The 12,294-nt window shown below is 34.2% G+C and carries 15 protein-coding genes and 1 tRNA gene; 4 read left to right on the forward strand and 12 right to left on the reverse strand.

The window, feature by feature from the left end:
* Positions 1-65 precede the first annotated feature (65 nt).
* Together SJY34_RS15100 and SJY34_RS15105 are read left to right on the forward strand one after the other, a co-directional pair.
* A complete protein-coding gene (locus SJY34_RS15100) occupies positions 66-914 on the forward strand; it encodes a Two component regulator three Y domain protein (protein WP_400077068.1) in 849 nt (282 codons plus the stop codon).
* 181 nt (positions 915-1,095) lie between these two features.
* Positions 1,096-1,168, forward strand: a tRNA-Met gene (locus SJY34_RS15105).
* 370 nt (positions 1,169-1,538) lie between these two features.
* Here the strand turns inward: SJY34_RS15105 and SJY34_RS15110 are convergent.
* The 8 genes from SJY34_RS15110 to SJY34_RS15145 all read right to left on the reverse strand — a co-directional run bounded on the left by SJY34_RS15110 (position 1,539) and on the right by SJY34_RS15145 (position 7,533).
* Complete coding sequence (locus SJY34_RS15110) at positions 1,539-2,033, reverse strand: DUF4240 domain-containing protein (protein WP_400077070.1); 495 nt, start codon at positions 2,031-2,033, stop codon at positions 1,539-1,541.
* Positions 2,034-2,068: 35 nt separating this feature from the next.
* Entirely contained in the window at positions 2,069-2,389 is a 321-nt protein-coding gene (locus SJY34_RS15115; RefSeq protein WP_400077071.1) for a hypothetical protein, read from the reverse strand.
* On the reverse strand, positions 2,359-2,964 hold the full coding sequence (locus SJY34_RS15120; protein WP_400077073.1) for a relaxase/mobilization nuclease domain-containing protein: 606 nt from the start codon (positions 2,962-2,964) through the stop codon (positions 2,359-2,361). The genes SJY34_RS15115 and SJY34_RS15120 overlap by 31 nt, the downstream gene beginning before the upstream one ends.
* Before the next feature lie 3 nt (positions 2,965-2,967).
* The gene (locus SJY34_RS15125; protein ID WP_400077074.1) at positions 2,968-3,408 is read right to left on the reverse strand and encodes a hypothetical protein; all 441 of its coding nucleotides are present in this window, start codon (positions 3,406-3,408) and stop codon (positions 2,968-2,970) included.
* Complete coding sequence (locus SJY34_RS15130) at positions 3,408-3,770, reverse strand: DUF2958 domain-containing protein (RefSeq protein WP_400077076.1); 363 nt, start codon at positions 3,768-3,770, stop codon at positions 3,408-3,410. Before SJY34_RS15130 ends, SJY34_RS15125 begins: the two co-directional genes overlap by 1 nt.
* Positions 3,763-5,262, reverse strand: coding sequence for a type IV secretory system conjugative DNA transfer family protein (locus tag SJY34_RS15135; protein WP_400077077.1), 1,500 nt, complete (start codon positions 5,260-5,262; stop codon positions 3,763-3,765). Before SJY34_RS15135 ends, SJY34_RS15130 begins: the two co-directional genes overlap by 8 nt.
* 124 nt (positions 5,263-5,386) lie before the next feature.
* Positions 5,387-7,114, reverse strand: coding sequence for a hypothetical protein (locus SJY34_RS15140; protein ID WP_400077079.1), 1,728 nt, complete (start codon positions 7,112-7,114; stop codon positions 5,387-5,389).
* Between the two features lie 155 nt (positions 7,115-7,269).
* Positions 7,270-7,533 carry a hypothetical protein gene (locus tag SJY34_RS15145; RefSeq protein ID WP_400077081.1) on the reverse strand — a complete coding sequence of 88 codons (264 nt, stop codon included), beginning with the start codon at positions 7,531-7,533 and terminating at the stop codon, positions 7,270-7,272.
* 322 nt (positions 7,534-7,855) lie between these two features.
* On the opposite strand from SJY34_RS15145, the gene SJY34_RS15150 reads away from it, so the two are divergent.
* Positions 7,856-8,914 carry a hypothetical protein gene (locus tag SJY34_RS15150; protein WP_400077083.1) on the forward strand — a complete coding sequence of 353 codons (1,059 nt, stop codon included), beginning with the start codon at positions 7,856-7,858 and terminating at the stop codon, positions 8,912-8,914.
* 31 nt (positions 8,915-8,945) lie between these two features.
* On the opposite strand, the gene SJY34_RS15155 is transcribed toward SJY34_RS15150, so the two are convergent.
* The 4 genes from SJY34_RS15155 to SJY34_RS15170 all read right to left on the reverse strand — a co-directional run bounded on the left by SJY34_RS15155 (position 8,946) and on the right by SJY34_RS15170 (position 10,908).
* Positions 8,946-9,248 (reverse strand): hypothetical protein, encoded by a 303-nt coding sequence (locus SJY34_RS15155; protein WP_400077085.1) that lies wholly within the window; start codon positions 9,246-9,248, stop codon positions 8,946-8,948.
* A gap of 50 nt (positions 9,249-9,298) precedes the next feature.
* The gene (locus SJY34_RS15160; RefSeq protein ID WP_400077086.1) at positions 9,299-9,808 is read right to left on the reverse strand and encodes a hypothetical protein; all 510 of its coding nucleotides are present in this window, start codon (positions 9,806-9,808) and stop codon (positions 9,299-9,301) included.
* Positions 9,798-10,142, reverse strand: coding sequence for a helix-turn-helix domain-containing protein (locus tag SJY34_RS15165; RefSeq protein ID WP_400077088.1), 345 nt, complete (start codon positions 10,140-10,142; stop codon positions 9,798-9,800). The genes SJY34_RS15160 and SJY34_RS15165 overlap by 11 nt, the downstream gene beginning before the upstream one ends.
* A 271-nt stretch (positions 10,143-10,413) precedes the next feature.
* Positions 10,414-10,908, reverse strand: a complete 495-nt coding sequence (locus tag SJY34_RS15170; protein WP_400077090.1) for a replication protein — start codon at positions 10,906-10,908, stop codon at positions 10,414-10,416.
* 284 nt (positions 10,909-11,192) lie between these two features.
* Here SJY34_RS15170 and SJY34_RS15175 point away from each other — a divergent pair, with 284 nt between their 5' ends.
* Positions 11,193-12,131, forward strand: coding sequence for a tyrosine-type recombinase/integrase (locus tag SJY34_RS15175; protein ID WP_400077092.1), 939 nt, complete (start codon positions 11,193-11,195; stop codon positions 12,129-12,131).
* The last annotated feature ends 163 nt before the right edge of the window (positions 12,132-12,294 follow it).

A 12,294-nucleotide genomic window follows, 5' to 3' on the forward strand; every position in this document is an offset into this window, starting at 1 on the left:
GCTGTTAATGGGCGATTCTGCTATCTTCGTTGGGTTATTGTGCCCCTCCACAGAAATCTATTATTATGAAAAACTTAAAGCTAGCGTTATTTTTCTGTTTAATTTCAATCGTCTCTTTTGCACAAGTTTCACAAGATCAAAAAACAGCTCTTGTCGATTTATATAATGCGACAAATGGTGATTCTTGGAATAAATCTTGGGATTTAGAAGAGCCAGTTTCAACCTGGCATGGAGTAACATTAGAAAATGACAATGTGGTAGCAGTAAGTTTAAGTTTTAATAACTTATATGGCAACTTACCTGAATCAATTTCAAACTTAAAGAGCTTGACAATTCTTGATTTGTCATTCAATAAATTGGAGGGCGAATTACCAAAATCTATAATACATTTATCTAAATTGGAATCATTGAAATTATTTTCGAATAATTTTAAGGGTGAAATACCATTTCAAATAGGACGTTTAGACCAATTAAAATATGTAGAATTATTTAATAATAATTTTTCTGGTGAAATACCAGCGTCAATTGTAAACCTATCTAATTTAGAAAGCTTAATTTTAAGTAGTAACCAATTAATAGGAAAGCTACCTACAAATATTTCTAATTTAAAATCTCTGAAAGTATTAAGTGTTTTTGATAATAATTTATTAGGAACCATCCCATCATCTATTGGCAAATTAAAGAAATTAGAAGAATTAGTACTATCAAATAATGCATTCTATGGGAATTTACCAGGCGAGCTTGCAGAGTTAACAAACTTAAAAACGTTATTGTTAGGTAACAATGATTTTAAAGGAAACTATGCAGCTTTAAAGGAGCAATTACCAAATATTGTTGACTTTGATATAGACAAAGTAAATAGTAAAGGCGCATTAGCAACACTAGATGCAGAAGATGATAATGACGATGATTAAATATTAAAATCAATAAGTTTAAAAAATAAAAATTAAAGTGTTCAAAATTTATTTGAGCACTATTTTTTTGTTTTAATGCTTGTAAAATTTAAAAAGCGTTGTATATTTGCATTCCTAAAATGATTGAGTCGGCATTATGGACCGAAAGTTAAAAGCTAAGACAATCATTTTGACATTAAATCGCGGGATAGAGCAGTAGGTAGCTCGTCGGGCTCATAACCCGAAGGTCACTGGTTCGAGTCCAGTTCCCGCTACTAAGTAAAAGCACTGATTTTCAGTGCTTTTTGCATTTAAATAAGGTGGTTTTTTAAAAAAGGGACTACTTTTTTTATTTCCTGTAAAACATTTGTAAAACAAATTCCCTGTAAAACGTTTTGTCCTTTATAAGGAAGCAAATGTCCAAAGTCGCCTACCGTGTAGCTTTTTGAACATTTGCAACCAGCGATGACTTAAGTCGTTGAAACTTTTAAGACATAGCTGGGCAAGATTGCTTTTGAACAGTTCTAACGACCTTTTTCAAAAGCGATCTTGCCAAAGGACACCTTTGGAATCCGTTTTTATCCAAAAAAAGAAGACAGGAGAATTACTTCGTCCTGTCTTGTATTTTTGTTTGTTGCGATAGTCTTATCGCTCTAATTCGCTTTTGTTATGTACTTGTTGTTCTAACTCCACTCGTCGTTTTTCATTACGTAATAATAAGTCCCAATCTGCATCGAGTCCTTTCTTATTATAATAAGCAGCTGATGATACTAGGCTTAAACCTTCGTAATAGAGTTGCTTAATTTCTTCAGGATTATTCTGAAGTTTTGTCTCTAAAAAGCCTTTTCCTTCTTTTGCTTGATTGTAAAACTCTTCTCCAGAAGCAATGATGCCATTGCAAAATCTATTAAATATTTCTCGATTAGGAGCAAGGCCCTGTGAACGCGCGACTTTGTTAATTTCAAAAGTATCAAGTTCCCTTCTGAGCTCCAGCATACACAAATGAAATTGAGCAATTTCGCTGTTAGTCTTTTTCTTAAGTTCTTTAATAAGTGTTTCATCATAATTAATGATGTCTTCAAAAGGTGTTTGTTCTAAGACTATCTCTATGGTGTTAAAAAATGTGTTTTTGTTCATCATAATGCTCGGTGTATATATTCAATTGTATCATCGCATTAACGCTCCTGTTCTTGGTCTTTGTCCTTTCGAGATTTTAATTTCTGTAACTCGTTCATACGTTTTTGCTCTTTTTCCATAGATATTCGTGCAGGATCAAAACCTAATGTTTTGAGTCGGTAGCGTCTTTTAAAACCTTGGACGCCGACAATCTTACCAGCTCTTGAATAAAATAGGATTCCTGCTTTTTCAAATTCTCTCTTATCTACCTTTTCGGTGCGGACACGAGCAAATACTTCAACGAGAACATCACGTAACTCTTGACGTTCACTTTGTTTACCTCGAAGATTTAACTCTCGTTCAATATCAAGCTGAAGCATCGCTTCTTTTTTTTAGAATGATTTACTTTACTGAAGGTAAGTCCCAGTTCCTTTTCTTGAAATTGCTCCATACGGATTTTAACCTCTTTAAATTCTTTTCGAGATAGGCGCACTGGTTTCCCTGTAGCAAATTCAAGTGCTGAAATAACATTGTGAATATGTAAATGGTCTTTGTCTGAATGCATCGTACTTATCACCATAGAATTTGGCGAACGCTCCTTGGCATATTTTCGTGCGATTTTTAGAAGTACCTTTTTTGGTAGCTTATCAGTATCAGCTTTGTGAAAAGATACTATCTCGTGATATGCAATATTTTTATTACGCCTTTCAATACTGCGTTTTGATTCATTCTCGCTGAATTGGCTCACCATATTTTTAATGCGCTTCTCCAGCAAATTTTGTTCTTTGATAAGATCACTTTGTGCTTCTTGCATTTCTTTATCGAAGCTTCTATCGCCCTTGATGTAGCGATTGATAATAAAGCCGAGTTGCTTCTGATTTTCTTTGGTAAGAATATAGCGGATGGTATTTTCAAGTGCTTTTTTAGACTTTATGGATTTACTCTTAATTATCATAATCTATGGATTTAATAGTTGTACAAAGCTCTCTTCAAGTAGTTCAATTCGCTCCAGTATTTCTTCATGAGCGTCTGAAGCTTCATTATCTAAAGACTCTTCCATCAGGTTAATGAGTGTTCGTAACTGTTGGTGCACTTCTCTAAAGACTTCAGTATCTACTGGAGGAGCTTCTTGAGATGTAAGTTGTCTGTTAACAGCATCATATAAAAATTGTGATACGCTTTTATCTCCTCTTTTTTGTTGTATCAGCTGTAGCTGTTTTGGATAAAAGCCAAGTGAGAATTCTTTCCTTTTGATTCTCTTTTCTCTTCTATAGTGTTTGTAGTATATTTTCCAATACTCTTTTTTAGCATTTTTAATTTCATCCCATGAAGGATTTGGATTGTCCTTAAAAGCACAATCCAAATACTCATGGAGTGATGAAAACCTAAACGGTTCCATTAGCGCTCTTTATCGCTTTCTTGTTCTTTACCTTCTTTAAGTTCTTGGAGCTCTAGCTTACGCTTCTTTGGTTTTGGCGGAACGAGGTCGTGATAGCTCATCTCGGTAAAATGGATATCTCTCTCTATTCCTAATCCAAAGGGTCTTATAATAGATTCTAATTCTGTTATTGAAAAAGAACCCCACTCATCAAAAGCAAGTCCCGTAACATACCCATTACAAATTTTTGATTCGGGATTATATTCCGTTGCGTACCATGTTCCAGAACCGACTGGATCAAAGAACTTGGCAATAAAGGTTGGATTTTCTTTATCTGACTGGTCGCCAACTTGAGCAAACCTTTTCTCTAGTTCCTTAGTCATTAATTTCATCTTGCTTTGTTTTTAGGTTATTATTTTCTGCTCCTGTGGCAGTTTTTTTCTTGCTGTAGGTATCAAGCGGTAGATATTGAATACGATAACTTGGATTATTTTCAGGGCTGTAATCTTCAGGTAGATCCATATCCATAGCTTTTACAAAAGATTTGATTTTGTAAAAGGGCTTAACCTTGCAGAGCAATGGTTTCATACCACCATTGGGAATGACTATTACTTTATCCTTCGGCATAGTTCTAATTTCTGAACCTGTCATAAGTGCTCTACTTCTGAGGATTTTCTTATCCTTATCCTCATAGTATTGATAGTTTCCTAAAGCTTTTGAAATGCGGTCACACTCATCGTTCAGTCCCGTCATATAGACCTTGCAAGCGTTGTTAAGAATACTTTTGGCATTGTACTGGCCATAGTTCTCATATAGCTGGTTTTCACTCTGTAGTACACCGAGTATGGACATATACTTTCTCGCATTAGCGATGACATTTGAAAGGCTCGGGAGTGGGATGCTTGAGAGCTCATCAATAAGGAGGTAGAGGTCATTATCCTTTGCTTGAGGAATTGACCTAAATACTTCACTAAAGAGCTGTTCGAAAAACAAACCAAACAAAGGGCTGTAATAGTTCATGTTGGTGATATTGCAATTAAGGAAAAGGACTATTTTTTCTTTTCGCATGCGGGCAAAGTCAAACGTGTCTACACTGGTTACATCAAGGAGAGATGGATCTTTTCCGATAAAAGATAGATGGGAAATTGCTGAGCTAATAATATTCGACTTGGTCTTTTCGCTATTAGCAATAACACTTTTATATGCTCGCCATTGACTCTCGGTAGCCTTATCCGCAAACAGACCATTAACAAGGTCTTCATTTCCTGCAAGATTTTCGAGTAAGTAATATACGTTTCCGATATTTTGATACATCTTCGAGGTGTTTTCAAGAAGAAATTCAATTAACAAACTAATGAGTTCAATGGATTTTAAGTCCCAAAAGTCAGAGGTCTTTTTACCGTTCTTCTGTACTAACAGAGTTGCAACCTTTGTAATGTCTGATGGTGATTGTATGCGGTGCAGTGGATTGTAATAAATAGACTGCTCCTTATTATCAGGGTCAAAGCTGTACACCTTATATCCTTGATTCAGAAAGTAATTTGTCATTTTTGAAAGTTCCCCAGACGAATTATTAATAATCATACTGGCTGGCTTATTAGAGCTCGCAATTCGAAGCGCACTAGGTATTAAAAAAACGGTAGACTTCCCTACACCACTTGGTGCGAAACAAAGTAAATGTTCTTTTGATTTTTTAGCTGATAAAAACTTAGTGCCTGTAATGGATAGACCATCGTGTGTCGCGGATATAAGCTTACTTTCTTTTCCGAATTTTGCAGATAAATTATGTTTATTACCTACAAGGTTTTGAAGTATCTCGTCTAGGAATTCCCCGCCCTTTTCTAATGCGTATGTTATGTTGTTTTGAATGTTCATTTTCCTAGTAGTTTTTGAAAGAGGTTATTTGTTGCGCCAAGGAATAGCTCTAATCCGCGTGTAATGACGTACACGCAGATCAGAACAATCTTGAATATGAATTGGAGTAGTGTAAGGGCTAGCTTCATGTCTGCTTCTTTTTATGAGTATCCTTAGAAACAGTTGAAATAGGCTTGGCTATACCTAGTTGAATGTGTAGACCTGAAGGCTCTAAAATGCTTCTCCATACTTTGAGCATTTCTTTAAACAACTGGTCGTCTTGTGCATTTTTTGGGTAGTAAATGATATGTAGCGTAAGCCCATTGAGATTTTTAGGTATCTCAATTTTATTCGTTATTATTTCTACAACCTTATTGTAATCCTTAAGTAGTTGTCGTAACTGATATGTATCATAAACATTATAAATACTGGAAGATTCGAGTAGATCACTATAAAGGAGTAAGATCTTGGTGTTTGATTTACTTCGTTTGAGTAATTCTAATTCCCGTAAAACAGGAGTGAGAATACTTGAGTGAGGATATGATTGAAGCGTATCTTTTTTACTACTCAAAAACCCTTCAATTGTGCGATAGAATTTTCTCTTTTTTGAAAGATGCTCTAGCGTATTTCCAAATCTTGGCTTTACCTTAATTGACGCATCATAAATAGGATTAAAACTTGCATCAGTTATTGAGGTATAACGAAAATCACAGCTTCCATCCTTATCTACGGTGTTTTGTATTAATGGTTGAATACCATCAATATCTGGCTTTGGAATATGTTTGTCGGTATAGTCATCCATAACGCTTAAACTCAATGAAGGTTGAATTTTTGATGTACAGGAAGTCAATGTCAGTAGGAGTAGTACGATGCCCATAAATTGAGTCATACTAGATTGTAGTGGCTTATGAATATCCTTATCGCTAAAATTGAGTTGAAGTGGTGGCAAGTCCTGATTAATATTACCAGTGAAAAGAGGTGCACAGGCACCATTGGTTCGCATGTAGAGCTCCATCTTCATTTCCTCAAAGCAACGATGGTACCTGGTTACAACCTCTTGCTCGAACTGTTTTCCTAGAATAAGAACGTTGTAATGTTTCGTTAACTTCCCGCGAAGGTTTGATGGTAATTCAGTTTTTTGCTGACAGAGTTGTTCTCGTTCTATTTCTAGCTTTTTAATTTCACGAGTGTCATTTCGATACTTTTTATAAGCTAAAATGGTTTCCTTACTAGGTTTATACGCCCAGATAATCCAGCAAGAGATTACATAAGCAAAGCAATTAATGACGGTAAATACCCATGGAGAGCTGCTAATAACTCCCTCAAGGTCTGGATTCATGGCTAGTAAGAATGCAATACGTTGACTGGAGAAATAATAATAGACTACTGCAATTGGAATAATAGATAAAGTAAATAGGATTACTTGTTTTTTTGCACTATTAGGTGCATACCTTCTAATTTTATCTGGAATAAAATGGGCATACCAAAAGGTGCAGGCTAAGGTCAATACAGCTATTCCAATAGAACTGATCATGGAGCCTCCTAGACTACTGAAGACATCAAAATTTCCTATTAACTCTATGCCACCTATAAATATTAAAAGTGGTATAAAAACGTAAAACCAATTTCTTACTTCTGGTTTAAGTTTTTTTCCAGACTCATCAAGTTTTCCTTTAAGTGGAGTCAGCTTTAAATCTAGGCTTTCGATTTTACGATTGATATCAAGGTCATCCTCACTAGCTTTAGAAATATGTGATTGCCCTTTTACTTTTTGCAAACCACCGTTACAGCTCTTTTCAATATGATCCACCAAAAACTGAAAATCAGCTCTTTTAGCACCTAGAAAGTCTTTAATACTGGTTGTTTTAGGCATCCCCTTGAAATCAAGTGTTGCCAGCTTTTGAGCTGTTTGAATATGCTTAGCTGTATATTCAGTGGCTTTCTTTTCGATAAAAGTAGATAAGTCGGTATCCACAATTTGTGACAAGTCATTGTCAATTCTGTTTTTTTTAAACGGTCTCATAATATTTAGTTTTTAAGTGTTACGTGAATGAATAATTGAAATTGATACCACTCGAGTTGCGGTGGTAAATCAGTAGCTTGGCTATTTTGAAATAGTGCCAGAGTTTGTGCTTTGCTAAGTGTAGAATTCTCAACTGGAACAAGTAAAGTTTGTCTGTTCCTTGGATTGTAAAAACCTCTACTATCACCCTTCCAATAGGTTGCATGATACCCTTGACTCAACAGATACTGTTGCAAGGTTTTTGTTGTTTGTGGTATCTCTATTTTCATGCTGAAAATGTTTATAGTTAAACAAAAATGTTTGACATAAAGACACCAGAAGAACTTCCAGAAATTGGTAGGAAATGAGAGATTCTTTGTTTAAAAAATATATGAGAAGAGGAAAAATTGAAGACAAAAAAAGCCCAAAACTGAAAATTTGCTTTCCAATTTTGGGCTTTAAGTGAAGATATATGAGGTGTAAAAATTGGAAGAGGCAAAAATAACAAGAATGCTATTTTCCCTACCAATCCGTGAATGTGCCACGGCGCCTTTATATCTACTGCTATAAATATACAAAATAATTACATACAGAAATTAATATCTTTGAAAAATGTTAAGAAATTATAATGGAAAAAAAGGAATTGCCGTATTAGAGTTAAGTTCTACAGCAATAAAAAGATTGACTGGTGTACCTAAAGAATGCTTAGGTAATACCAATGATTTGAGACGTTTTAATGATAAGGTTATTTATGTAGATGTTGCAAAATATATTGATGATTCAAACTCTTTGAATGTAGTTGCATATAACAAAGGTGTAATGCCATATATTATGGAATCAATAAAGTATATCCAGAACAAAGCTCCTCAAATCTATCAGATAGTTTTAACTGGACTTTATAGAACCATTATCAATTGGAATGAACTTGAGAATCTATTAACAACTGAGATAGCTAAATTAAAACGAGCACAACCTATTTCCATAAAGTTACTGTCGTCAGAGGAAGAGTCTCAACTAAGCTTTCTATCTTGGTTTGAAACTACATCGGAAACTGAAAGTGATCCATCAACACACGATAACTTTTTTATGTTTAATAAGGGATTGAATATTGATGTAGGTGGAGGCACAACTGAAATTAGTATTGTTTCCTTTGGTTCTTTTCGAGATACTATTAGCTTATCCTTTGGCGCTGAGCAGTTGTATTTACAAATAAAGAATACTCACTATATAGACCAGAGACATTTTTATAAGGACATAGATGATAAGGCGATTAAATTGCAGAATTCAATAACTACAATACTCAAAACGAAATTTCCAACATTTGATAAGCTCTTTTATTGTATTTGTAGTGGTAGTAATATTATTATTTTAGGAGGAGATAACGAAGAAAATTATAGAAGATCCTTAGATTCCAATCGCATTAATTTGTTTATCAAAGATAGTAGGAGCATTATGATAGATATCATATACCCGTATCTCATTCAAAAAAAAGTAATTCCCGAAAAACATCAAAGGCTATTTAATGAATATTGTTCTTTAGTAATTCTGAAGTCAATTGTTGAATATTTTAGCTTAGCAAGCTATATAATTAACAAGGCGAATCTTAGGATAGGAGTCTTCTATGACCTATTAAATTCTATTAAACCTACAAATTTAAATGACCAATTTTGATATATCAAAATTGGTCATAATCTGTGCATTATTAATTTGTATCATATCTTCTCGCTAAGTATTCTCCATTGCAGTAATCACCTAAAAGCTCAAGTATAAAATAGTATCCTGATATGGAATAAGAGTGAAATAATTTAAGGATAATAATACGAGGATTTTTTTTACTAGCTTCTATTACTTCGTACTGAATGACATCGTGAGTAACATTCGTACAGATACTCCGATATATTTCATTTTTTTCATTAATTTTTTCGATGAAATTCTCAAGTCCAATTTCAATTTTACTTATGTCGATATCGTACTCAAAGGCAAACTTAGGATTTGTTCTTGGCATAATAATTAAGTTTTAAATTCTTAATTATCATATAATTTATATTTGCTAAGTCAAGTACTTAAGTAATAATGACAAATACAGAGAGATACTGCATCAAATAAGCCAAAGTGATATGTTTCTGTTCGTGGATACTTGGGCTTCTCAAAAAATAACATTCTTAATTTTGGGATATTACGAACTATTACCTCTGCGATTTCATAACGAGTTTTGGCATTCCAGATATCAAATACAATCCGAATTTGTTCTCTTGAGTATAAAGAATAGTTAATTTCATTCATTTTAAGGTAAGCACTTACACTTCTGATAAGTTGCTTCACTCGTGCACATTTGAAGCTTGAATTTCCTTTAAAATCTTCAAGGATAACTCGCTCGGGATCATACTTTTTAATGAGCTTTTTTATTTCAATCATTGACTCTGTATTGCTCATTGGAGTTATTCTAACAACACCCTTATCAATTACTGTTAGGGCTCCTTGCATTAGAGCAAATCCAAACCCATATGAGTTTGGATAGATACTCAAAATTCGTTCATGATTCTCTTCCATTGGATTATGAGTCATGACAGTTTTGGTTTAAATTATTTACAAATGACTCTATAAATTGTATTCTTTGATTACTCTTTGGTGGTTGATGAGCCTTGAGTTCTTCAACTAGTTTTTGACTTTGCTTGCTTATATTATCCTTGAGCAGACTCATCTGTTCATTAAATAATTCATTAAGCGGTACTCCGAAGAGCATGTGATATAAAAGATAAATGTTTGGATTTGCTTGGCGCATTCCCCTTTCTACTTTTGAAAGGTTCCCCTTATCAATACCGAGAAGATACGCAACGTCATGAAGTGGCAAGTTCGCATCTTTTCGATAATGGGATAATAATTTTGATTTTGTAGGCATAAATAATAGAAGCGTTGAAGGTTAGAGCTCAACGCTTTTATAATGTACGTGACATATTAATTAGATAATACTCATAAAGAGTTGTCTATATGACAAAAAATTTTCGCCTTAAACAACATTTATGGAGTAAGAGTTAATAATTGCCTGTATTAATGAATACAGAAGAATGCATCATAGTTCAGTTACCACTTACTTTTGATGAAGAAAGCAAAGCTTTCATAAAAGGAAGAAGGAACAGAATAGAAATACATAAAGTATTTATTATACAACGTTAATTACTATTACGTCCAGTAAGCTGACAGTAACGCTCCCAATCGGAAAGTCGTTTGTTTATCTTTTTTAATGAGTTTGAAGTACTTAGTTTTTTAGATGTTAGTTTTATAGTATTACCTTTTGTAATAGGATTTTTGGATGATTCTACACTAGGATTTATTTCAAAATAGGTTGAAGCGTAGAATATACGTAGGCAACCCTTACGCGCCTCTGGTTCACTCAGAATGGCGCCTTTTTTATTTGTGGCAATTATGAGCTTCTTACTAATAAGCTGATGGATTCCCAATGAAATAGATTTGTAGCTAAGACCAGTACGGTTGGCTATGAATTTCTGCGATAACCATTCCCTATTTTTTCTACCTCCGTGACCATCTGAAAAGCCAACGGTTTGCCGTATGATAAGCAGGAGAATTTTGAGCTCTTTCTCTGACAGGTTTTTCAAATGAATGTCTATCAAAGAATTAGGTAATTGTGTTGTTTCCCTATAGTTCATAGAAAAAGTATAACGAGTTTAAACCCTGAATATAGACCTATAAAATTGTCATAGTTATTTTGAGAATGATCAATCTATTTGACAAAAAAACTATATTACTTATAGTATTTATAGTTGGCTTGAAAACGTTGTTGGTTTTCCTGCTGATTAATCGGTTCAAACTGGTACTTTGAACTCGGTGTGCCTTCATTTTACTGGAGGCATTTTTTTATACTTAATTTTTGAAATATGATTGACAATTTAGTATGAGTATTAAAGCTTTTGTAGTGACGTAGGGTACTAATATGCAAAGCAATCAATTAGAAAAACTTTTCAAGGAATATGTTTTAGAATGCAACTATACTCGAGGTCTTAGTCCTGAAACTATTAAAAGCTACACACATGTATTTAATGCCTTTAATAAGGTAATGCCTGAAATAAGCGCACCAGAGTATTTAATGAAACATTCTCTTAATCTTTTTTATGAACGTCTCGGAACAAGAGAGCGTGTTGTAGGAAAGAATATAGTCAGCGGTAAGCTAAAGCAATCAACCATAAAAACGTATTACAGTAAGCTCGTTGCATTCTTTAGATGGATGGAGCGTAATAACTATCTTGACGTAGGATTTTCTGATGCAATTGTAAAACCACCAGAACCAAAATACACCGACGAGAAAGCCTTAACTGATATTGAAATATCAAAGCTCATGGCAACGATATGTCTTCACACCATGGATGATGTTTTGATGTATCAAAGAGATATGCTTATTCTCAATTTCTGTATTTATTCTGGACTTCGAAGGAACGAATTATTGTCCTTAAAAGTCCAAGATGTGGATTTAGTAAGCAGAACAATCAAGGTAAATGCTTCAACTTCCAAAAGCAAAAAGGATCGATATATACCTTTGCATCCCCAACTCCTCCAACAACTTGATACTCACCTGAAAGAAAGACGTCTCAGAGGGCTAAAATGCCCCTATATAGTGACTTCAACACGCAAAGATGAGCAACTAACCGTTCACGGTTTAATACACTGGGTAAAGCGATATAGAAAGCTATCGGGAGTAAGATTCCACATTCATCAAACAAGGCATACCTTCGCCTGCTCATTAGCAAAGTCAGGAGCTGATATTGCAACAATAATGAAAGCTCTAGGACATTCAACCACTCAAATGACAGAACGCTATCTGCGCTCTATCACACCAGAGCATGCACGAAACTATATTGATAAACTATCATATTGATTTTTTTTGAAAGCTCGTGTAATATTCCAAGTGTCGTAAACATTAAACGTTAATTAAACGCTAATGCATCGACTACTGCAACATAATGCTGTTTTTTTTCGCAGAAGCCCTAGTGGTGATGTGATCCATCCTAAAAACTATGTTTTTGGAAGGAATAGGTCTA

The sequence above is a fragment of the Winogradskyella sp. R77965 genome (assembly GCF_044594915.1).
Taxonomy (GTDB): Bacteria; Bacteroidota; Bacteroidia; order Flavobacteriales; family Flavobacteriaceae; genus Winogradskyella.